This is a genomic window from Oryzisolibacter propanilivorax, from assembly GCF_900103645.1.
Taxonomy (GTDB): domain Bacteria; phylum Pseudomonadota; class Gammaproteobacteria; order Burkholderiales; family Burkholderiaceae_C; genus Melaminivora; species Melaminivora propanilivorax.
Genome location: NZ_FNHP01000012.1, coordinates 1 through 21,732, shown reverse-complemented (window position 1 = coordinate 21,732; position 21,732 = coordinate 1). Strand labels below are relative to the sequence as shown.

Annotated in this window: 21 protein-coding genes; 15 read left to right on the top strand and 6 right to left on the bottom strand. The window is 70.9% G+C overall.

Annotated elements, in window-relative coordinates:
- Positions 1-68: 68 nt before the first annotated feature.
- From BLQ61_RS15695 to BLQ61_RS15685, 3 genes are all read right to left on the bottom strand, one after another.
- On the bottom strand, positions 69-1,649 hold the full coding sequence (locus BLQ61_RS15695) for an ABC transporter substrate-binding protein (protein ID WP_091572456.1): 1,581 nt from the start codon (positions 1,647-1,649) through the stop codon (positions 69-71).
- Positions 1,650-1,878: 229 nt separating this feature from the next.
- Positions 1,879-3,084 carry a porin gene (locus BLQ61_RS15690; RefSeq protein WP_091572453.1) on the bottom strand — a complete coding sequence of 402 codons (1,206 nt, stop codon included), beginning with the start codon at positions 3,082-3,084 and terminating at the stop codon, positions 1,879-1,881.
- Between the two features lie 204 nt (positions 3,085-3,288).
- Positions 3,289-4,350, bottom strand: coding sequence for a porin (locus BLQ61_RS15685; protein WP_091572450.1), 1,062 nt, complete (start codon positions 4,348-4,350; stop codon positions 3,289-3,291).
- Between the two features lie 280 nt (positions 4,351-4,630).
- Between BLQ61_RS15685 and coq7 the strand changes: the two genes are divergently transcribed.
- Positions 4,631-5,284 carry a 2-polyprenyl-3-methyl-6-methoxy-1,4-benzoquinone monooxygenase gene (gene coq7 / locus BLQ61_RS15680; RefSeq protein WP_091572448.1) on the top strand — a complete coding sequence of 218 codons (654 nt, stop codon included), beginning with the start codon at positions 4,631-4,633 and terminating at the stop codon, positions 5,282-5,284.
- A gap of 18 nt (positions 5,285-5,302) precedes the next feature.
- Here coq7 and BLQ61_RS15675 read toward each other — a convergent pair whose 3' ends face one another.
- Positions 5,303-5,752, bottom strand: coding sequence for an OsmC family protein (locus tag BLQ61_RS15675; protein ID WP_091572445.1), 450 nt, complete (start codon positions 5,750-5,752; stop codon positions 5,303-5,305).
- A 321-nt stretch (positions 5,753-6,073) separates the two neighbouring features.
- Between BLQ61_RS15675 and ilvA the strand changes: the two genes are divergently transcribed.
- The 3 genes from ilvA (at position 6,074) to BLQ61_RS15660 (ending at position 9,328) form a co-directional block, all read left to right on the top strand.
- Positions 6,074-7,648, top strand: coding sequence for a threonine ammonia-lyase, biosynthetic (gene ilvA / locus BLQ61_RS15670; protein ID WP_091572442.1), 1,575 nt, complete (start codon positions 6,074-6,076; stop codon positions 7,646-7,648).
- A 71-nt stretch (positions 7,649-7,719) separates the two neighbouring features.
- Positions 7,720-8,532, top strand: a complete 813-nt coding sequence (locus BLQ61_RS15665; protein ID WP_091572439.1) for an adenosylcobinamide-GDP ribazoletransferase — start codon at positions 7,720-7,722, stop codon at positions 8,530-8,532.
- Positions 8,533-8,680: 148 nt separating this feature from the next.
- On the top strand, positions 8,681-9,328 hold the full coding sequence (locus BLQ61_RS15660; RefSeq protein WP_091572436.1) for a histidine phosphatase family protein: 648 nt from the start codon (positions 8,681-8,683) through the stop codon (positions 9,326-9,328).
- Here BLQ61_RS15660 and BLQ61_RS15655 read toward each other — a convergent pair.
- Entirely contained in the window at positions 9,297-9,764 is a 468-nt protein-coding gene (locus BLQ61_RS15655) for a type II secretion system protein N (RefSeq protein WP_091572606.1), read from the bottom strand. The genes BLQ61_RS15660 and BLQ61_RS15655 overlap by 32 nt on opposite strands.
- A 30-nt stretch (positions 9,765-9,794) precedes the next feature.
- Between BLQ61_RS15655 and gspG the strand changes: the two genes are divergently transcribed.
- From gspG to BLQ61_RS15605, 10 genes are all read left to right on the top strand, one after another.
- Entirely contained in the window at positions 9,795-10,253 is a 459-nt protein-coding gene (gene gspG / locus BLQ61_RS15650) for a type II secretion system major pseudopilin GspG (RefSeq protein WP_091572434.1), read from the top strand.
- A 226-nt stretch (positions 10,254-10,479) separates the two neighbouring features.
- A complete protein-coding gene (locus BLQ61_RS17665) occupies positions 10,480-10,977 on the top strand; it encodes a pilus assembly FimT family protein (RefSeq protein WP_425415628.1) in 498 nt (165 codons plus the stop codon).
- A 5-nt stretch (positions 10,978-10,982) separates the two neighbouring features.
- Complete coding sequence (gspI, locus tag BLQ61_RS15640) at positions 10,983-11,399, top strand: type II secretion system minor pseudopilin GspI (protein ID WP_091572603.1); 417 nt, start codon at positions 10,983-10,985, stop codon at positions 11,397-11,399.
- Between the two features lie 227 nt (positions 11,400-11,626).
- Positions 11,627-12,334 carry a PulJ/GspJ family protein gene (locus BLQ61_RS15635; RefSeq protein WP_342672247.1) on the top strand — a complete coding sequence of 236 codons (708 nt, stop codon included), beginning with the start codon at positions 11,627-11,629 and terminating at the stop codon, positions 12,332-12,334.
- Between the two features lie 166 nt (positions 12,335-12,500).
- Entirely contained in the window at positions 12,501-13,502 is a 1,002-nt protein-coding gene (gene gspK, locus BLQ61_RS15630) for a type II secretion system minor pseudopilin GspK (RefSeq protein ID WP_175488319.1), read from the top strand.
- A complete protein-coding gene (gene gspL / locus BLQ61_RS15625; protein WP_091572426.1) occupies positions 13,499-14,740 on the top strand; it encodes a type II secretion system protein GspL in 1,242 nt (413 codons plus the stop codon). The genes gspK and gspL overlap by 4 nt, the downstream gene beginning before the upstream one ends.
- A complete protein-coding gene (gspM, locus tag BLQ61_RS15620) occupies positions 14,737-15,267 on the top strand; it encodes a type II secretion system protein GspM (protein WP_091572424.1) in 531 nt (176 codons plus the stop codon). Before gspL ends, gspM begins: the two co-directional genes overlap by 4 nt.
- A gap of 27 nt (positions 15,268-15,294) precedes the next feature.
- Positions 15,295-16,104, top strand: a complete 810-nt coding sequence (gene gspN / locus BLQ61_RS15615) for a type II secretion system protein N (protein WP_091572598.1) — start codon at positions 15,295-15,297, stop codon at positions 16,102-16,104.
- 29 nt (positions 16,105-16,133) lie between these two features.
- Positions 16,134-18,464 (top strand): type II secretion system secretin GspD, encoded by a 2,331-nt coding sequence (gspD, locus tag BLQ61_RS15610; protein WP_091572421.1) that lies wholly within the window; start codon positions 16,134-16,136, stop codon positions 18,462-18,464.
- 21 nt (positions 18,465-18,485) lie between these two features.
- A complete protein-coding gene (locus BLQ61_RS15605; RefSeq protein WP_091572418.1) occupies positions 18,486-19,874 on the top strand; it encodes a GspE/PulE family protein in 1,389 nt (462 codons plus the stop codon).
- 51 nt (positions 19,875-19,925) lie between these two features.
- Here the strand turns inward: BLQ61_RS15605 and BLQ61_RS15600 are convergent, their stop codons facing one another.
- Entirely contained in the window at positions 19,926-20,432 is a 507-nt protein-coding gene (locus BLQ61_RS15600; RefSeq protein WP_091572416.1) for a CZB domain-containing protein, read from the bottom strand.
- A gap of 146 nt (positions 20,433-20,578) precedes the next feature.
- On the opposite strand from BLQ61_RS15600, the gene BLQ61_RS15595 reads away from it, so the two are divergent.
- Positions 20,579-21,580 carry an LLM class flavin-dependent oxidoreductase gene (locus tag BLQ61_RS15595; protein ID WP_091572595.1) on the top strand — a complete coding sequence of 334 codons (1,002 nt, stop codon included), beginning with the start codon at positions 20,579-20,581 and terminating at the stop codon, positions 21,578-21,580.
- The last annotated feature ends 152 nt before the right edge of the window (positions 21,581-21,732 follow it).

Here is a 21,732-nt window from a genome sequence, read left to right as displayed (position 1 = left end):
GGGTGCATGTGGCGCACCGGCCGCGTGTGAACCAAAGGCCGAAGGCGCCGCGCGCCCTCGTCGTGCCTTCAGTTGATCTTCACGGTGCGGATGTCCACGCGGTTGTCCGCGCGGTGCACCAGCTCGACGTTCTTCTTCATCGCCCAGGGGATGACCTGGTCGTACAGCGGCAGGTGCGAAACGGTGTCGTTCGACAGCTGCAGCGCTTCGGTCATCATGCGCGCGCGCACCGGGGCGTCGGTCTCGACCTTGATGCGATCCACCAGGTAGTCCATGCGCTCGTTGCTGTACTTGCCGACGTTGTAGTTGCCGTCGCCGCCCGTGCCCACGCTGCGCACCAGCGACTGCAGGCTGTACAGGCCGTCGAAGGTCGGCACGCCCCAGCCCAGCATGTAGATGCTGGCCTCGCTGCGCTGGATCATCGGGAAATAGGTCACCAGCGGCAGCGTGCGCAGCCGGGCCTTGACGCCGATGCGCGCCCACATCGCCGTGATGGCCTGGCAGATGGCCTCGTCGTTGATGTAGCGGTTGTTCGGGCAGGCGAAATCGACCTCGAAGCCATCGGCATAGCCGGCCTCGGCCAGCAGCTTCTTGGACGCTTCCACGTCGTACGGCAGGCGCTTGCCCACACCCTCGGTCCAGCCAGCCACCTGCGGCGCCACCAGCGTGCCGGTGGGCTTGCCCAGGCCGCGCAGGATGTTGCGCGTGAGGGTGTTGGCGTCGATGGCCTGGTACAGCGCGCGGCGCACGCGCACGTCCTTGAGCGGGTTCTTGCCCTTGACGCTGGATCCCGACAGCTCGTCGCGGAACTGGTCCATGCCGAGGAAGATGGTGCGGTTTTCCAGCCCGTCGATGACCTTCAGCTCGGCGTTGCTGCGCAGGCGCGGCAGGTCCTGCGGCGCCGGGTCCAGCACCATGTCCACCTCGCCCGACAGCAGCGCCGCGATGCGCGTGGCGCCCGACTTGATCGGGGTGTAGACGATCTCGGTGACGTTGCTGTCCGCCTTCCCCCACCAGTCGGGGTTGCGCTTGAAGACCATGCGCACATCGGGCTGCCAGGATTGCAGCGTGAAGGGACCGGTGCCCACGGCGTTGCGGTGCGCGTAGTTCTCGTCGCTGCCCTTGATGTCCTTGGGCTCGACCGAACGGTTCTTCTCGGCCCAGGCCTTGCTCATCATGCGCAGCTCGGTCATCTGGCGCAGCAGCACCGGGTTGGGGCCTTTCAGGAACACGTCGATGGTGTTCGCATCGACCTTGGCCACGCGCTCGATGCCCTGCACGAAGGGGCCGTAGTTGGAGGTCTTGGCCATGGCGCGCTGGATGGAATACACCGCGTCGTCCGCCGTGAAGGCCGATCCGTCATGGAACTTCACGCCCTGGCGCAGGGTGAAGCGCACCTGCGTCGGGCTGACGTTGCTCCAGGCGGTGGCCAGCTGCGGCTCGACCTGAAAGGTCTTGCTGTCGTAGTACACCAGGCTCTCGTAGACATACGCATGGATGCCGTTTTGCAGTGCGTTGTTCTGCGAATGGATGTCCCAGGTGGCGATCTCGCCCTGGCTGGCCCACTTGAAGGTTTTGGCGTGCACGGCGGGCACGGCCGCGCAGGCGGATGCGGCGACGAGGGAAAGCAGCAGCCTTGTGAGTTGCATGAGGATTCCTTGTGAGCGCCGGCGGCTCAGGCGGGGAAAGTGGGGAATATGCCGCAGCCAACCGCTGGGTACGGCAAGGGAAAGCCCCGGAGACAGCAGCCCTGATCTGTGCTGGCCGCGCTGCTTCAGAGCCGCAGAAAGCGCCGGGGCCTCCCATGGGAGGCCCCGGCCTGGACAGTGCGGCAGCGCAGTGCCGAGAAAAAGGTTGCGCTGCCGGAACTGCCACCCCTCAGAAGCGATGGCGAATGCCGACCGTGATGCCGGTGCGGCTGCGGGCCTGGCTCACTGCATCGAGCGTGATGGCACTGCCACCGCTGATGCTGGTGTGGTCGACGCCGAAATAGGCATCGGTGCGCTTGCTGAAGGCATAGTCCGCCACTGCGACGTAGAAGTTCGTGTTGCCGTTGAAGGCTCCGCTGGTGGAGCCCGACTGCTTGCCTCGGAAGTAATGCATACCCAGATTGAGCTGCGGGGTGAGCTGGTACCCCACTCCCACCTTGATCAGATGGCGCTTGTCGGCGTCGCCTGGCAGGAAGCCGCCGTTGGTCTGGCCTGACCAGAACTGGCCCAGGATGGCGCGGTCCACAGTATTGCGAAAACCCACCAGCGGACTGGTCACCGCGGCGTATTTGGCCTTGTTCAGGCCATAGCCCATATTGAAATACCAGGGTCCGGTGCGGTACGAGCCGCCAACGGTCCAGGCGTCCACGTCCGTGCCCCCCGGCAGGGTGGTGCGCATGAAGCCTCCACCCACCGCCAATCCGTTGGCGGCGTAGCGCAGATAGCCACCCGCGGTCTTCCAGGCACCACCCCCGAGGGTGCTGCGGACGTAGTCCGGCACCTGGGCCGCCGAGCCGGGCAGGCCGCCTTCCAGCGCGCTGGTGGAATTGTTTTCATCGAAAGAATACTGCAGAGCACCCGCCCAGGTCCGGTCGGGCGTGGCGATGGCGTACTTCAGCATATTGCTGGTGCGCGCGCCCATGGCCAGGCCGAGCTCTGGCTTGTATGCCTCCATGTAGGGCGAGTAGGGGAAGGACGCATAGGTGCTGGTCACCACGTCGAACAGTACGTTCCACTGCCGACCTGCCGTGATACGGCCGTATGGGCCCTGCAGCCCCACGTGCGCCAGCTGGAAAAAGGGCGTGGAGACAGTGCCGTCATCGGCATTAAAGCGGTTTTCCAGTACTACCAGCGCCTTGCTACCGCCGCCCAGGTCTTCCTCTACGTTGATGCCCCAGCGGCTTTGCGACATGCCGCCACCCAGCATCTGTGTCTTGCCGTCCTGCCCCGGCCCCTCATTGTTGGTATGCCGCACGGCCGCGTCCACGATGCCCCACAGCTGCACCTTGCTGGTTCCAGGGGCCTGGGCATGCAGCAACGGGGTGGTCACCATCAGGGCTGCCAGCGCCAACGTATTCTTGTACGACGATTGCATGTTCCGGGTCTTTCTATCCAAGGAATGATGGGTTGCTCGGCGAAACCCTATTCTTCAGATAGCACCGTATGGGAACAAGGCGCTATGGCATGCCAGCCACAGGCATTTACCCTAGGCTTTTGTTACATGGGCGACATAAAAAAACGCCACCCGAAGGTGGCGTTTGTCTTCCGTGCAAGCTGGCCATGAAGGCCAGCAATGTCATCAGAAGGAGTGGCGGATACCCAGCTGCACGCCCGTCTGGCTCTCGCCAGCGCCAGCGCCAGTGGTGCTCAGACCCTTGGCGGCCAGTGCCAGGTTGGAAGCATCCTTGTTCTTCATGTGGGCCACGGTACCGTACAGAGCAGTGCGCTTGGACAGGTTGTGCACATAGCCCAGGCTCAGCTGGTGAGCCTTGGAATCGATGGCCTTCTGGTCATACAGGGCGTACTGCAGACGGACCTGACCAGCACCCACGGGAGCGGCGGCGCCGATCATGTAGGAGTTGACCTTACGGTCGCTGGAAGCGGGCACGTCCTTGAAGCGGCTTTGCTGAGCCAGGGCGCTAATCTTTGCCATGCCGACGTCGTAGGAAGCGCCGATGGACAGCATGTCCTTCTTGCCGTCATAGACCAGCGGAGCCACGTTGTAGCCGATGTCGCGGCGGTCCAGTGCCACGGTCACGCTCAGAGGACCGTTGTCATAGGCTGCAAAGCCGCCCATGTAACGACCGTCGTGGCCGGAAGCCTTTTCATCGAAGCCATAGCCCAGGCCAGCGGTGAAGCCACCGAAGTTAGGCGTGTAGTACGCCAGCATGTTGTCTTGGCGATAGCCGTTGGCGTCAGGCGTGCTGGTGCTCTGGCCCCAGGTGCTCCAGCCCATGAACTGGCCGATACCGACCTGGCCGAACACGTCGTACGAGCTGACCTTGGTGTAGGAAGGCACCAGGTCGCGACCCAGGCGCACTTCACCGAAGCCGCCCATCAGGCTCAGCGTGGAGCGACGCTTGAAGTTGAAGCCGGCGGCATTGCCGTCGTCACCGAAGATCTCGCCTTCCAGCCAGAAGCCGGCCTTCAGGCCGCCACCCAGGTCTTCCACGCCGCGGAAGCCCAGACGGCTGGTCGCGTTACCGCTGGTGCCCAGGCCGTACTTGTTGTCGCCGGCGGTATTGGCATTGTCGATGTAGGTGAAGTTGGTATCCACGATACCGAACAGGGTCACGGACGACTGAGCCATTGCCGTGCCGGAAGCGGCCAGCACTGCCAGAGCAATCAGGGATTTTTTCATTGCGTGTTACTCCAAGGTTAAACAGAGGGCCCCGGGTGGTAGGGCATATGGCACGGGCGCGAAGCTGGCGCACGACCCCGCCGGCTCCCCGGGCCAACCTCCTGGTGGGGAAGTTGCTTCTATTGCAACAGACCGGGCCGTGATAAGCAAAGAAATTCCCGCACAATGAACTGCGCATCAGGCAATCCGTTGCCGTTCCACAACAGGCCCGCCGAATTGTGGAAAAGACGTATCGCCTGCCACGAGTTCATCTGCAACACAAGGTTTCATTCATCAAATAATGACCAACGGGCGCCTTCTCACTGCAACCGCACGCAGCGAATTCTTGCTGATTGCGGCCGACACGGCACTGCGCACGCTGCTGGCGCGGTCCAGCGCGAGCCAGCCGTCGCCAGCGCGCGGCCTGCCCCTCCAGACGTTGACGGCAGAGCAGGCACGCCTGTCGGCCGCCTTGATGCGCGTCAACCATGTCGGCGAAGTGTGCGCGCAGGCGCTGTACATGGCGCAGGCCTGCGTCACCCGCGACGAGTCGCTGCGCCAAGGCCTGCTGCAGGCCGCGCACGAGGAGACCGACCACCTGGCCTGGACGCGCGAGCGGCTGGACCAGCTGCGCGGCCGCCCCAGCCTGCTCAACCCGCTGTGGTTCGGCGGCGCCTTTGCCATCGGGTTGGGAGCGGCACGGGTGAGCGATGCCGTCAGCCTGGGCTTCGTGGCCGAGACCGAGCGCCAAGTATCAAAGCACCTGCAGGACCACCTGCAGCGCCTGCCCGCGCAGGACCTGGCCTCGCGCGCCGTGGTGGCGCGCATGCAGGGCGACGAGGCGCGCCACGCCGCGCAGGCCCGCGCCGCTGGCGCGGCCGAGCTGCCGGCCCCGGCGCGCTGGCTGATGCGCGCCGCGGCCAAGGTGATGACCACCGTCGCGCACCGCATCTGACCCTGAGCCTGGGCTGGCTCAGCCCTCGACCACCTCCACTCCGGTAGTGATCTGCGCCGTCTTGCCCAGCATGATGCTGGCCGAGCAGTATTTCTCGTGGCTCAGGGCGACGGCGCGTTCCACCGCCTCGCGCGGCAGGTTGCGGCCGGTCACGGTGAAGTGCATGTGGATGCGCGTGAAGACCTTGGGCTCGACCTCGGCACGCTCGGCCGTCAGGCGCACGCTGCAGCCGCGCACATCGTGGCGCCCGCGCTTGAGGATCAGCACCACGTCGTAGGCGGTGCAGCCGCCGGTGCCGGCCAGCACGGTCTCCATGGGCCGCGGCGCCAGGTTCTGGCCGCCGTTGGCGGGGCGGGTGGTGTCGATGGCGCCGTCCATGGCCAGGACGTGGCCGCTGCCGGTCTCGGCAACGAAGCCCATGCCGGAGCGCGTGCCTGCGGCACCGGTCCAGCTCACGGTGCATTCCATGAGGATTTCCTTGAGGGTTGGTTGGAGGAGAAGGGTTGACGCAGATCGACCACTGGCACAGAGGGCCTGTCGCATCCAGGGAATTTTGCTGCAATGCAGCACAGGTTGCGCTACCATGGCGGACATCGACGGCCAGCACGGGCCTGCAGCCCGCCAGCTACGCTGGCGTCCGACGATTGTCTCCTCCATCTCCTCAAAGGATGGATTGGCCCCGGGCCTTACCGCCCGGGGCTTTTTTTCGCCTGCGGGCGGCCACTATGATGGGCGTCCTCGCGCCGCGGCTGTTGCGGCGCAGCATCGGCCCTCGACCGGGCCAGCGCCATGACTTCTCCTGCCTCCCCTTCCCTCACCCCCGTCGACTACCTGAAGAAGATCCTGACCGCGCGCGTCTATGACGTGGCGGTGGAGTCCGACCTGCAGCCCGCGCGCAGTCTGTCGCGCCGCCTGCACAACAAGGTGCTGCTCAAGCGCGAGGACCAGCAGCCGGTGTTCAGCTTCAAGCTGCGCGGCGCCTACAACAAGATGGCGCACCTGTCGCCCGAGCAGCTGGCGCGCGGCGTGATCTGCGCCTCGGCCGGCAACCACGCACAGGGCGTGGCGATGAGCGCGGCCAAGCTGGGCACGCGCGCGGTGGTGGTCATGCCGACGACCACGCCGCAGGTCAAGGTCGATGCCGTGCGCACGCTCGGCGGCGAGGTGCTGCTGCACGGCGAGAGCTACTCGGACGCCTATGAGCACGCCGCCGCCCTGCAGGCGCGCGACGGGCTGACCTTCGTGCACCCGTTCGACGATCCGCTGGTCATCGCCGGCCAGGGCACCATCGCCATGGAGATCCTGCGCCAGGTGCAGCAGCTGGGCAGCGGGCTGGACGCGGTGTTCGTCGGCATCGGCGGCGGCGGCATGATCGCCGGCGTGGCCAGCTACATCAAGGCGGTGCGCCCGGAGATCCGCGTGATCGGCGTGCAGACGCGCGACTCGGACGCCATGGCGCGCTCGGCGCAGGCGCACCAGCGCGTGCAGCTGCCCGACGTGGGGCTGTTCTCCGACGGCACCGCCGTGAAGCTGGTCGGCGAGGAGACCTTCCGCGTGGCGCACGAGCTGGTGGACGAATACGTGCTGGTCGACACCGACGCCGTCTGCGCCGCCATCAAGGACATCTTCGTGGACACGCGCAGCATCGTCGAGCCGGCCGGCGCGCTGGCGGTGGCGGCCATCAAGCAGTACGTGGCCGAGAAGAAGACGCGCGGCGAGACCTACGCCGCCATCCTCTCGGGCGCCAACATGAACTTCGACCGGCTGCGCTTCGTGGCCGAGCGCGCCGAGATGGGTGAGGAGCGCGAGGCGCTGTTCGCCGTGACCATCCCCGAGGAGCGCGGCAGTTTCCGGCGCTTTTGCGAGGTGGTCGGCGCGCTGCCCGGCGGGCCGCGCAGTGTGACCGAGTTCAACTACCGCATCAGCCACGGCCAGCGCGCGCACGTCTTCGTCGGCCTGTCCACGCACGGCCGGGGCGAGTCGGAAAAGATCGCGCGCAGCTTTCAGAAGGCGGGTTTTGCCGCGCTCGACCTGACGCACGATGAACTGGCCAAGGAGCACCTGCGCCACCTGGTCGGCGGGCACTCGCCGCTGGCGCGCGACGAGCGGCTGCTGCGCTTCACCTTCCCCGAGCGGCCGGGCGCGCTCTTCAAGTTCCTGAGTCTGATGCAGCCGACCTGGAACATCTCGCTGTTCCACTACCGCAACCAGGGAGCGGACTACGGCCGCATCCTGGTCGGCATGCAGGTGCCGCCGGGCGACGCAGCGGCATTCGACGCCTTCCTGCAGACGCTGGGCTACCCCTACGCCGAGGAAACGGACAACCCGGCGTACCGCATGTTCCTGCAGGCGCAGGACGCATGATTTCAAGTCAAATCGCCCCTGAGCCCATGTATTGCATGGGCTTCGAGCTATTCTTTAGATAGCAAACCCCCATGCAGGCCGTGCGCCACTACCTGCTGGCGGTGCAGTTCTTCACGCGCCTGCCGGTCACCGGCCGCCTGGCCGCCTGGGTCGGCTACAGCCCGGCCATGCTGCGCGCGGCCAGCGGGCACTTTCCCGGGGTCGGCTGGCTGGTGGCGCTGCTGGCGGCGGCGGTGTACGCGGCCGTCTTTGCCGGCCTGCGGGCCGGGCCGCTGGCCGGCGCGGTGGCGGCGGCGCTGTCCACCGCCGCCACGGTGCTGGCCACCGGCGGCTTTCACGAGGATGGCCTGGCCGACGTGGCCGACGGCCTGGGCGGCGCCTACACCGCTGAGCGCGCGCTGGAGATCATGAAGGACTCGCGCATCGGCGCCTTCGGCGCCATGGCGCTGGTGCTGGCGCTGCTGACCAAGGTGGCACTGCTGGCGCAGCTGTCCAGCGCCGGGCTGGCCGCTGCGCTGGCCGTGCTGGCGGCGGCGCACCCGCTGTCGCGCCTGTGGCCGCTGGTCACCGTGCGCCTGCTGCCACACGTCGGCGACAGCGCCACGTCCAAGAGCAAGCCGCTAGCCGACCGCATCTCGAGGCGCGCGCTGGCCTGCGCCGCGCTGTGGTGCGTGCCGCCGGCGCTGCTGCTGGGCGGGCTGCTGGGCGCGGGCGTGCTGGCCGCCGCGCTGCTGGCCAGCGGCGCCGGCGCGGCGTGGATGCACTGGCGCTACGCGCGCCGACTGCAGGGCTTCACCGGCGACTGCCTGGGCGCCACGCAGCAGGTGGCCGAGCTGGGCTTTTACCTGGGCGCGGCGCTGGCATTGGCGCAGCGGGCCGCGTGAACCGCAGCACGCCACTTCAGACGTCCGCTGGCAGCGGCGAGGCACGCCCACAGAACTCGTCCGAGGGAAACCTGTCCCGCGCACAGGCCACTGGCCACAGCAGGAGCGGTCCGGTCGACGAACGATGCCAGGCCCCGTGGCGCAGCTAATGCCAAGCACGCAGGACGCCCTGCCGCGCCTGTGGCTGGTACGCCATGCGCGGCCGCAGATCGATCCAGGCCTCTGCTACGGCCGGCTGGACGTATCCGCCGACCCGGACGCCAGCCGCAACGCAGCCATGGCGCTGGCGCATGCGCTGCCCGCGCGGGTGGCCGCAGTGCGCCACTCGCCGCTACGAAGATGTGAGCAGCTGGCCGTTCATCTGCAACGACTGAGGCCGGATTTGACCAGTATTCCAGAGCCGCGCATCGCCGAACTGGACTTCGGCACCTGGGAAGGCCGCGCCTGGGACGCGCTGCCACACGCGGAGATCGACGCCTGGTCGGCCCGGCTGCACGAGCATGCCCCCGGCGGCGGCGAGAGCCTGGCGCGCATGCTGGCGCGCGTGGCCCAGGCGCTGCAAGAGGCCGCCCGGCTGGCGCATGCCGATGCGGGCGCGTACGCGCCGGCGCGCGACGTCGTCTGGATCACCCATGCCGGCGTGGCGCGCTGCGTGCACTGGCTGTGCACGCACGGCCCGGACGCGGTGCCGACAGCGGCGCAGTGGCCCGTCGAGGCACCGGCCTGCGGCGCCTGGACCACGCAGGCGCTGCCGCCGCCTGCGCTCACGGGCTCGGCAGCGGCATCTGCAGAGTGAGCGTGGAAGCCGCTCCCAAGGACGGCCCCAGATGCACCTCACGGCGCGACAGCGACTGCACCACCAGCCCCGGCTCCAACGCCGCGCCCACGCGATAGGGCCGCGGCGCCAGCCCGTCCACGGCGATCAGCGCCGCGCCGCCGCCGCTGGCGGTGCCCGCCAGGATGCCCTGCAGCACGAAACGCGCCGGTGCCGCGGGCGCGCCGGTCACCAGCGGCGCCTCAGCCGCCGCCCCCGCACCCAGCAGGCGTGCCACCGCCTGCGGATCGGCGCGCAGCGATGGCGCGGCCGGCGCAGGCACCGGCCCGGCGGCCGGCCGCGCCAGCGCCAGCGCCCAGTACAGCGCGCCGGCGCCGGCCAGCGCCCACAGCGCCAGGGTGGCCAGGCGCACGCCCCACGGGGACGCGGTGCGGCGCGAAGGGGCAGGAGCAGTCATGGCCATCGCCCGATTATTTATCATTGCCCGATGCCCTCTTCGACCTTCGTCCGCCTTCCCGCGCGCGCACTGCGCCGCCGCCTCGCCGCCGGCTTCACCCTGATCGAGCTGATGGTGGTGCTGGTCATCATCGGCGTGCTGGCCGCGCTGATCGTGCCCAACGTGCTGGACCGCGCCGACGATGCACGCGGCACCGCGGCGCGCACCGACGTGACCAACATCATGCAGGCGCTCAAGCTCTATCGCCTGGACAACCAGCGCTACCCCACGCCCGAGCAGGGCCTGCAGGCGCTGATCACCAAGCCCAGCGCCGGCCCGGTGCCCGGCAACTGGCGCCCGTACCTGGAAAAGCTGCCCACCGACCCCTGGGGCCGCCCCTACCAGTACCTGAATCCGGGAATCAAGGGCGAGGTCGATGTCATGTCCTTCGGCGCCGACGGGCAGTCGGGTGGCGAGGGCAAGGACGCCGATATCGGCAGCTGGCAGTGAGGGTAGGGGTGCCCCTACGGTCGCGCACTGCGTGTGCTTCCTGCCCCCCAGGGGGCCGCGTTTCGCCTTGGGGCGGCCCGGCGGCGAAACCTGTGCGCCCCCACGGTCGCGCACTGCCGCCGCCGACGGGGCATAGGGTATGTCGTGCTGTCGTTCTACCGCATTCCTTTTCAGCCTCGTCGTGACCTACCGACCCGCCAGGCCAGCTGACGCCGCGGATCTGGCTTTGCCAGGCCGCTGGCGTCGCCCCCCCTCCCGCGCAGCGAGAGAGGGGGGGCGACGCGCAGCGGCTCGGGGGGGTGTTCTCGGTTTCACCCTGCTGGAGCTGTTAGTGGTGCTGGCCATCATGGCGATCGCCACCGCCGGCGTCGGCTTGGCATTGCGCGATGGCGGGGCCGTGCTGCTGCAGCGCGAGGGCGAGCGCCTGGCCGCCCAGCTGGAGGCGGCGCGCGCCCAGTCGCGCGCCAGCGGCGTGGCGGTGCGCTGGCGCGCGCTGCCCGGGTCGGGCGGCTTCGCCTTCGACGGCCTGCCCGGCCCCCAGGGCCAGCGCCCTTGGCTGGATGCCGCCACCGGCGTGCGCGGCGGCACGGCCAGCCTGTGGCTGGGGCCGGAGCCGATCATCGGCGCGCAGCAGGTGGTGCTGGTCAACCGCGCCCAACCCGGGCGCGCCGTGGCCGTGGCCAGCGACGGGCTGCGGCCGTTTGCCGTGCAGGCGCTGCCGTGACGGTCGTGCGCCACGCGCACGCGCCGCGCGGACCGGCGCGCGGGCGGGGGCGGCGCCCCTCTGTCGCTGCGCAGCGTGGCTTTACCCTGGTGGAGGTGCTGGTGGCGCTGGCCATCGTCGCCATCGCGCTGCTGGCCGGCGCCCAGGCGACCTCGGCGCTGGTGCGCAACGCCGAGCGCGAGACCGACGTGGTGCTGGGCCACCTGTGCGCCGAGAACGCCTTGGTTGCCGTGCGCCTGGCGCAGCAGATGCCGTCCATCGGCGACGCGCAGAGCAGTTGCGAGCAGGCCGGACGGCGCTATCAGGTCACCCTGGCCACCACGCCCACGCCCAACCCGCAGTTCCGCCGCGTCGACGCGCAGGTGCTGGACGCGCGCGCCCAGCCGGTGCTGCGGGTGTCGACCATCGTCGGGAGGTATTGATGCCCCCCCTGAGGCGCTTCGCGCCATCCCCCCGAGGGGGGACGACGCTGGTGGACTGGCAAAGCCAGATCCACGGCGTCCGCTGGCATGGCCTGCTCCGCGGTCCTTCGAATGAGAGCCGGCGGGGAGAGGTCGAGCCGGCGCCACCTGCGTTGACCGGAGAAGCAACGACGCGGTCGGGTTGCGCACGAACAAGATGGGAATGTGCACGCGCCCCGTGGCGCGGCGTGACGCGCGCGGGCCGGCATCAACCGTCCAACCGCCCGACCAGCCGCACAGCGCGCGGCTTCACCCTGGTCGAGCTGCTGGTCGCGCTGTCCGTGATGGCGCTGCTGGCGCTGGTCAGCTGGCGCGGGCTGGACGGCATGGTGCGCTCGCAGCAGCTGACGCGCGCGCGCGCCGACGAGCTGCTGGTGCTGCAGACCGTGCTGGCGCAGTGGAATGCCGATCTGGACGCGCTGCAGGCCATCGAGCACACCGAGCCCATCGCCTGGGACGGCCAGGCGCTGCGCCTGACGCGGCGCAGCACGCGCACGCCCGAGGAAGGCGCGCTGGTGGTGGCCTGGGCGCTGCGCGGCGGGCAGTGGCTGCGCTGGCAGTCGCCGACCGTACGTACCCGCGCCGAATGGACGCAGGCCTGGCAGCAGGCCGCGCTGTGGGCGCGCACGCCGGGCGATGCCGAGCGCCGCGCCGAGACGGTGCTGCTGCCCGTGGCCGACTGGCGGCTGTTCTACTACCGCGGCGGCGCCTGGGCGAACGCGCTGTCCAGCGGCGCTGCGACCGGCCTGCCGCGCGCCATCGGCGCCGCCAGCGACGCCGCCGCGCGCCTGCCCGAGGGTGTGCGCCTGCAGCTCACCCTGCCCGCCGGCGGGGCGCTGGCGGGCAGCCTGACGCGTGACTGGGTCAATCCGCTGCTGGGTGGGGGCAAGTCGTGAACTCCTGTTTTGATAGCTGCGCGCCGTGACAAACAAAGGGCTGGAGGCACTTTTTATACCTGACGGTCGTTTCCGGGCTGGCGCGCTCCCCTGCTTCCCCTGCCATGCCAGGGGCCTACGCGTGCGCGCGTGCCAGCGCCCCGCCGTGCGCGGAGCCGGGCGGCCAATGTGGCGCCAGGCCGGCGCCGCGCTGCTGGCCGCCATGCTGACCGTGACCCTGGTCGCCAGCTTCGCCGCCGCCGCGCTGTGGCAGCAGTGGCGCGCCACCGAGGTCGAGGCGGCCGAGCGCGCTCGCATCCAGTCGGCGTGGATCCTGGTCGGCGCGCTGGACTGGTCGCGCCTGATCCTGCGCGAGGACGCGCTGGCGCGCTCGGGCGACGGCACCGACAACCTGACCGAGCCCTGGTCGGTGCCGCTGGCCGAGGCGCGCCTGTCCACGTTCCTGGCCGCGCAGCGCGGCGTGGCGCAGGTGCAGGACGCCAGCACCGACACCGCCGACGCCTTCTTGTCCGGCCAGATCAGCGACCAGCAGGCGCTGCTGAACCTGCGCAACCTGGTGCAGGACGACGCGGTGGACGCCGTCGCCTACCAACAGTTCGCCCGCCTGTTCGACTACCTCGGCCTGTCCGGCGCCGAGCTGGACGCACTCGCGCGCCAGCTGCAGCAGGCCCTGCAGCCCGACGCGCCCGCCAGCGCCCCGCTGCTGCCGCAAAGCGCCGCGCAGCTGACCTGGTGGGGCCTGCCGCCGGCCAGCGCGGCGCGGCTGACGCCTTACGTCACGCTGCTGCCGGCGCGCACACCAGTCAACCTGAACACCGCCGACGCGGTGGTGTTGTGGGCCAGTGCCGACGGCCTGTCCATGGCGCAGGCGCAGCAGCTGGTGCAGGCGCGCGAGGCGCAGCATTTCAAGAGCGAGGCCGACGCCATGCGCCTACTGGGCACGCCACGCGCGGGCAGCAACGGCATCACCACCGCCACGCACGCCGTCTCCTCACGCTACTTCGAGGTGCGCGGGCGCCTGCGCCTGGAGGGCAGCACAGTGGAGGAGCGTTCGCTGGTGCTCAAGGAAGGCGGCCAGGCGCGCACCCTGTGGCGCGAGCGCGGGGCACTGCCCCCGGCCGGGGCGCCGCAGGCCGGCCCCTACAATGCCGCGCCGACCCGCCCATGAGCACCCTCGTCATCACCCTGTCCGAGCCCGGCTCGGCCACCCCCGACCGCTACGACCACGTCCTGTCCGCCGACGGCCAGGCGGTGACGCGCCACGCTAGTAGCGAGGCCGCGCTGCTGCCCGGTGCCGGACGCACCGGCGAGACGGTGGCGCTGGTGCCGGTGCGCGCCCTGTCCTGGCAGCGCGTGACGCTGCCGCCCGGCTCGCTGGCCCAGCCGGCGCGGCTGCGCGCGGTGCTGGAAGGCCTGCTGGAAGAGCACCTGCTGGACGAGCCCGCCGCGCTGCACTTCGCCCTGGCGCCCGGCGCGCAGGCCGGCAGCCCGGCGTGGGTCGCGGTGTGCGACCGCGCCTGGCTGCGCGCGGCGCTGCAAACCCTGGAGGCCGCCGGCCACCCGGCCGACCGGGTGGTGCCCGAATTCGCGCCCGGCGCCACGGCCAGCGGGCAGACAGAGGCCACCGTGCTCGGTCCGCCCGAGGACGCGCGCCTGGTGCTGGCTGGCATGGGCGACGAGCAGGCGCTGGCCGTGCTGCCGCTGGCCGCTGCGCCCGCGCTGGGCCTGCCCGGGCCAGCCGCCGAAGGCGCGCCGCCGGTGCGCGCCGAGCCTGCGGTGGTGGCCCTGGCCGAGCGGCTGCTGACGCGCCCCGTGCAACTGCAGACCGCGCCCGAGCGCGCCCTGGCCGCCGCGCGCGGCGCCTGGGACCTGGCCCAGCTCGACCTGGCCAGCAGCGGCCGCCGGCGCGCGCTGCGCCGCGCCGCGGGCGGCGCCAACACCTTCTTGCGCGCACCGCAGTGGCGCGCCGCGCGCTGGGGTCTGGGGCTGGCACTGGCGGTGCACGTCATCGGCCTGAACCTGTGGGCGCTGCAGGACCGCCAGCAGCTGGCCGCCCAACAGGCGCAGGTGCGCGCCGTGCTGACCGGCACCTTCCCGCAGGTGCAGGTGGTGGTGGACGCGCCGCTGCAGATGCAGCGCGAGCTGGCGCGATTGCGCGCCGGCGCGGGCGGCCTGTCGCCGCGCGACCTGGAGCCGCTTTTGGCCGCCGCTGCAACGGCCCTGCCGCCCGGCCGCCTGCCCAGCGCCATCGAATACGGCGACGGCGAGCTGCGCCTGCGCGGCATTGCCTTGGGCGCGGAGGAACTGGCCGCGCTGCGCCAGCGCCTGGCCGGGGATCAGGCCGACGCGCGCCAGCAGGACGACGGCACGCTGGTGCTGCTGGCCGCCGCCGGGGGCACGCCATGACCCCCCGCGCCCTGAAAACCCCTCCCGCTCTGGCCCAGGCCTGGGCGCCGCTGCAGGCGCAGTGGCGCCGCCTGGCCGCGCGCGAGCAGACGCTGGTGCTGCTGGCCGGCGCGCTGGTGGCGCTGGCGCTGCTGTGGTGGCTGCTGCTGGCGCCGGCGCTGCTGACCTGGAAGACCTCGGCCGCGCGCCACGCCCAGGTGGACGCCCAGCTGCAGCAGATGCTGCAGCTGCAGGCCGAGGCGCAGCAGCTGCAGCAGGCACCGCGCGCGCCGGCCGTCGATGCGCTGGCGGCGCTGCGCGGCGCCACCGGCCAGCTGCTAGGTGACGGGGCGCGCCTGGTGATCGCCGGCGAGCAGGCCACCGTCACCCTGCAGCAGGTACCGGCCGAGGCGCTGGCGCGCTGGCTGGCGCAGGTGCGCGCGCAGGCGCACGCCACGCCGCTGCAGGCGCGCCTGACGCGCAGCAGCGCTCCCGGCGCCGCGCCCGCCTGGGACGGCACGCTGGTGCTGGCCCTGCCGCCCGGCTGATTTTTTCCTGCCCTTCGCTTGCAGCCCGTGCCGCGCCGCCCCCGCCCCGCCCTTGCCTCCGCTGCCCCGGCCCGCGCGCCGTGGGGCTGGGCGCTGGCCGGCGCCGCACTGGGCGTGCTGGCCGTGGGGCTGGCCGCGGCACCGGCGCGCTGGCTGGCGGCCGGCGTGGCGCGCGCCAGCGGCGCGCAGGTGCAGCTGCACGATGCGCGCGGCACGGTCTGGGACGGCTCGGCGCAACTGGTGCTGACCGGCGGCGCCGGCAGCCAGGACCGCGCCGCGCTGCCCGCGCGCGTGCACTGGCAGCTGCGCCCGGCATGGCTGGGCGCGCGCGTGCGCCTGCAGACCGCCTGCTGCACGCCCGAACCGCTCGCGCTGCACCTGCGCGCCGGCTGGCGCGCGCTGCAGTTGCGCCTGGAGGACGGCCGCAGCCAGTGGCCCGCCGCCGTGCTGGCCGGCCTGGGCACGCCGTGGAACACGCTGCAGCCGCAGGGCCAGCTGCAGCTGGCCACCAAGGGCCTGCGTCTGGCTTGGGCCGACGGCCGGCTGCAGCTGGCGGGCAGCGCCCGGCTGGACGCGCTGGCCATGTCCTCGCGCCTGTCCACGCTGCGACCCATGGGCAGCTACCGGCTGGCGCTGCACGGCGGCGAGGCGCCGCAGCTGCAGCTGTCCACGCTGGACGGCGCGCTGCTGCTGTCGGGCAGCGGTCACTGGGTCGGCCAGCGCCTGCGTTTTTCCGGCGAGGCGCGCGCCGCGCCGGGGCGCGAAGGGGCGCTGGCGAATCTGTTGAATATCATCGGGCGACGCAGCGGCGCACGCTCGCTCATCACCCTGGGCTGACCTTGTTGCAGCCCCGCCTTGCGATGCTTATGAACCCCCTGAACCGCCGCCGCCTGCGCCACGCTCTGCATTCGATAGCGGCCAGCGCTTTGCTGGCCGGCGCCTGCAGCACCTTGCCTGCCCAGGCGCAGACCGGCAGCGTGCGCGCCAACGAGCCGGTGACGCTGAACTTCAACGGTGCCGACATCGAGGCCGTGGCGCGCACCCTGGCCACCATCACCGGGCGCAACGTGGTGGTGGACCCGCGCGTCAAGGGCCAGATGACGCTGGTGACCGAACGCGCCGTTTCGCCGGCGCGCGCCTTCGACCAGTTCCTGGCGGCGCTGCGCCTGCAGGGCTTCACGGTGGTCGAGTCGGCCGGGCTGTACAAGGTCGTGCCCGAGGCCGACGCCAAGCTGCAGACCGGCAGCGTGGCGGTGACGCAGGGCCCGTCGGGGCGCGCGCCCACGGGCGGGCAGATCGTCACGCAGATCTTCAAGCTGAACTTCGAGAACGCGGCCAACCTGGTGCCGGTGCTGCGCCCGCTCATCAGCCCGAACAACACCATCAACGTCAACCCGGGCAACAACAGCCTGGTCATCACCGACTACGCCGACAACCTGCAGCGCCTGGCGCGCATCATCGCGGCGATGGACGTGTCCAACGCCAGCGACGTCGAGGTCATCCCGCTGCAGCACGCCATCGCCAGCGAGCTGGCGCCGCTGGTGGCGCGGCTGATCGAGGGCGGTGGCAGCGGCGGGGCCACGGGCGGCGCGGTGGCCGCGGCCACGCCGGGCCAGAGCGATACCTCGTTCAGGACCACGCTGCTGGCCGAGCCGCGCAGCAACGCGCTGATCGTGCGCGCGGCCAACCCGGCGCGGGTGGCGTTGGTGCGCTCGCTGGTGGCGCGGCTGGACCAGCCGGCGGCGCCTGGCGCCGGTGGCGCGGCGGGCAACATCCATGTGGTGTACCTGAAGAACGCCGACGCCGTGAAGCTGGCGACCACGCTGCGCGCGGCCCTGGGCGCGGGCGGCAGCGACACCGCCAGCGCGGGCGCCGCCACCAGCCCCGCTAGTGGGGGCGCGCGCGGCGTGGGTGGTCTGTCCGGCGGCATGGGCAACCAGGCCAGCGGCCTGGGCCAGAGCGCGAGCGGGCTGAACGCCGGTGGCCTGGGCGCCGGCGCCCCGTCGCTGTCGGGCAACAACGGCGGCAACGCCAATCAGCCCTCCACCGGCGGCTATATCCAGGCTGACCCGACCACCAACTCGCTGATCATCACCGCGCCCGACCCCCTGTACCGGCAGATCCGCGCCGTGATCGACAAGCTGGACGGGCGCCGCGCGCAGGTGCTGGTGGAGAGCCTGATCGTCGAGGTGCGCGCCAGCAAGGTGGCCGAGTTCGGCATCCAGTGGCAGGGGGTGCTGGGCCACATGGGCGGCACGCTGGGCGTGCTGGGTACTAACTCGGGTGTGGCTGGCACCAACATCCTGGACCTGGCGATCGCCGCGGCCAATGCCGCCAACGGCAACCTGTCGGCGCTGGCCGCCGCCAAGCCGGCGCCGGGCATGAACCTTGCCGTGGCGCCGCGCATCAACGGCAAGTACTACCTGGGCGCGCTGGCCACGTTCCTGGAAAACACCGGCGACGCCAACGTGCTGTCCACGCCCAACCTGATGACGCTGGACAACGAGGAGGCGCAGATCGTCATCGGCGACAACGTGCCCTTCCCCACCGGCTCTTATGCCAACACCGGCGGCGTCGGCGGCGCGGTGAACCCTTTCACCACCGTGGAGCGCAAGGACGTAGGCCTGATGCTGCGCGTGCGCCCGCAGATCAACGAGAACGGCACCGTCAAGCTGACGCTGTACCAGGAGGTCTCCAAGGTCGCCGCCAACACGCTGAACAACGTCAATGGGCCCACCACCAGCAAGCGCTCGATCGAGTCCACGGTGCTGGTGGACGACGGCAGCGTGATCGTCATCGGCGGCCTGCTGGAGGACAGCTACGGTCTGGCCCAGGACAAGGTGCCGCTGGCCGGCGACCTGCCGGTGGTCGGCGGGCTGTTCAGGAGCGAAAAGCGCACGCGCGAGAAGACCAACCTGATGGTCTTCCTGCGCCCGATGGTGATCCGCGACAGCGCCACCAGCGACGCGCTGATGATGGACCGCTACGACGCCATCCGCGCGCTGCAGCAGACCAGCCAGCCCGCACCGAGCAGCCTGCTGCGCGCCGTGCCCGACGCGCCGGTGCTGCCGCCGCTGCCCGCGGCGCCCGGCGCTGGTCTGCCCGCCCCCGCGCCACTGGCGCCGGTGCGGCCGGCAGCGCCCGCGCCCCGGCCGGCGCCCGCGCCTGTGGCCGACCCCGCCTACCAGTCGCCCTGACGGCGGCGAGGACCTTCGCGCATGCGCCATCCCCTGCCCTACGCCTTCGCGCGCACGCACCAGCTGCTGCTGGAGGACGACGGCCACCAGCTGCTGCTGTGGCACGGCCCGCAGCCCGCGCCCACGGCGCTGTCGGAGGTGCTGCGCAAGCACCCGGTGCAGCAGCTGCAGGCGCTGGACGCGCCGCAGCTGGCCCAGCGCATCAGCCAAGCCTATTCGCAGTCCGAGTCGAGCGCCGCGATGGTGGTCAGCGAGGTCGAGGAAGGCGCCGACCTGTCACGCATGATGCAGGAACTGCCCGCGGTGGAAGACCTGCTGGAGAGCGCCGGCGACGCGCCCATCATCCGCATGCTCAACGCGCTGCTGACCCAGGCGGTGCGCGACGGCGCCAGCGACATCCACATCGAGCCCTACGAGCGCCATTCCAGCGTGCGCTTTCGCGTGGACGGTCAGTTGCGCGAGGTGGTGCAGCCGAACCGCGCGCTGCACGCCGCGCTGATCAGCCGGCTGAAGATCATGGCCGACCTCGATATTTCGGAAAAGCGCCTGCCGCAGGACGGGCGCATCAGCCTGCGCTTAGGGACCAGAGCTATCGACGTGCGCGTATCCACGCTGCCCAACGCCCACGGCGAGCGCGCCGTGCTGCGCCTGCTGGACAAGAGCGAGTCGCGCCTGCAGCTGGAGGCCGTGGGCATGCAGGGCCAGGTGCTGGCGCGCATGGAGCGCCTCATCGCCCAGCCGCACGGCATCGTGCTGGTCACCGGCCCGACCGGATCCGGCAAGACGACCACGCTGTACGCGGCGCTGGCCCGGCTGGACGCCACGCGCAGCAACATCATGACGGTGGAAGACCCGATCGAGTACGAGCTGCCCGGCGTCGGCCAGACGCAGGTCAACAGCCGCATCGAGCTGAGCTTCGCACGCGCGCTGCGCGCCATCCTGCGCCAGGACCCGGACGTGATCATGATCGGCGAGATCCGCGACTTCGAGACCGCGCAGATCGCCATCCAGGCCAGCCTGACCGGCCACCTGGTGCTGGCCACGCTGCACACCAACGACGCCGCCAGCGCCGTCACCCGGCTGATCGACATGGGCGTGGAGCCGTTCCTGCTGTCGTCGTCGCTGCTGGGCGTGCTGGCGCAGCGCCTGGTGCGCAAGTACTGCGGCGTGTGCGCCGGCGCCGGCTGCGACGCCTGCGGCCAGACCGGCTACGCCGGGCGCACCGGCGTGTTCGAGCTGCTGCTGGTGGACGACGCCATCCGCGCGCAGATCCACGCCGGCGCGCCGGAGGGCGAGATCCGCGCCCAGGCCCTGGCCGGCGGCATGCAGCTGATGAAGCAGGATGGCCAGCGCCTGGTCGAGGCCGGCATTACCAGCGCCGAGGAAGTGCTGCGCGTGACGCGCGACTGACGGGTTTCAAGGGTTTTGGGCCATCAGCCCTTTGAAGACAACGGCCTGGAGCTATTTTTTTGATAGCACAACAGGGGTTTTCAGGCCCTTCTGCAGCTCGCGCAGCAGCAGCACCACCTGGCGCGAGGCGTGCTGGCAGGCCTTGTAGGCCTGCTCGGCCTGCGCGCGTTCGCCGGCCTCGATGTGGCGGATGAACGCCGCCGCCTGCTGGTGAAAGAAGCCGTGGCGGCGCAGCAGCATCTCGAACGCTGGGAAGTGGCCCAGCGCGGCGCGACCGGCGCCCTGCAGCCAGTGGCCGAGTTCGGATGAGCCGGCATCGTCCACCACCTCGGCCCGCAGGCGCTCGTCGCGCTGGCCCTGCAGCAGCGTGCCCAGCCATGGCAGCCAACGCTTGTGGCCGACGATGGCTGCCTCGATGTCGAACTGCGCCAGCAGATGCGCCGCCTCCGGGTCCGGCAGCACCAGCGCGCTGGCCTCGCCTTCCGGCAGGTCGGTCCAGCCCGAAGGGGCCGGGCTGGCGTCCGCCGCCGGGGCGAACAGTCGGCTGAAAAATCCCATGGCATCCCTCCCTCCCCCGGTCTGTGCCGGATGGGCGAGGCATTATCCGCACCCCGCCTTACCCGGGGCTGAGCGTCCAGCACCAACGTCCACCATCGCCTCTGCCTGACAGGCACTCCTTGGCCGATGCGCCCACAATCGGCGCCATGACCGCCCATCCTTCCCTTCCCCTGCTGTCCTTTCTCGACCTGGTCGCCGTGCGCGAAGGCGGCAGCGTCGCCCAGGCGCTGCAGCTGTCGGTGCGCACCGCGCAGCGCGCCGAAAGCCTGGGCTTTGCCCGCTACTGGCTGGCCGAGCACCACAACATGCCGGGCATTGCCAGCTCGGCCACCGCGGTGCTGATCGGGCACATCGCCGGCGCCACGCAGCGCATCCGCGTCGGCTCGGGCGGCATCATGCTGCCCAACCATGCGCCGCTGGTGGTGGCCGAGGCCTTCGGCACGCTGGCCACGCTCTACCCCGGCCGCATCGACCTGGGGCTGGGCCGCGCCCCCGGTACCGACCCGGCGACCATGCGTGCGCTGCGCCGCGACCGGGTAGAGACCGAGGCCGACTTCCCGCGCGACGTGGCCGAGCTACAACGCCTGCTGGCGCCGGCCGAACCCGGCCAGAAGCTCGTCGCCGTGCCCGGCGCCGGCACCGAGGTGCCGATCTGGCTGCTCGGCTCCAGCCTGTTTTCCGCGCAGCTGGCGGCGCACCTCGGCCTGCCGTATGCGTTTGCCTCGCACTTCGCGCCGCGCATGCTGCACGCGGCCATCGAGATGTACCGCCGGCTGTTTCGCCCCTCCCAGGTGCTGGCCCGACCCTACGTGGTGATCGGCGTGCCGGTCATCGCCGCGCCCACCGACGAGGAGGCGCGGCTGCTGGCCAGCAGCACTTACCAGCGCGTGCTGGGCATCCTGACCGGCCAGCGCGGCCTGCTGGCGCCGCCCGTGCCGGGCTACCTGGAGGGCCTGGGCTACCAAGAGCGCCAGGCGATCGCCGACTTCCTCGCCGTGGGCGTGGTCGGCGGGCCGGAGACGGTGCGCGCCGGCCTGCGCGCGCTGGCCAGCAGCACCCGGGCCGACGAGTTCATGCTGGTGTCCGACGTGTACGACGCAGAGCTGCGCCTGCGCTCGCTGGAGATCACCAAGCAGTCACACGTGTAGCCATTGGTTATCGCCACCTAATGCTGGAGTGCTGTGCGAGCCTGACCTTGCCCTCGAAAAACGTACCCCTTGCTGGGTGTTTCAATACAAGCGAGGAAGACGGACATGACGAAGACAGTGCTGGCGCGCTACACGCTGGAGTTCAAGCAGGA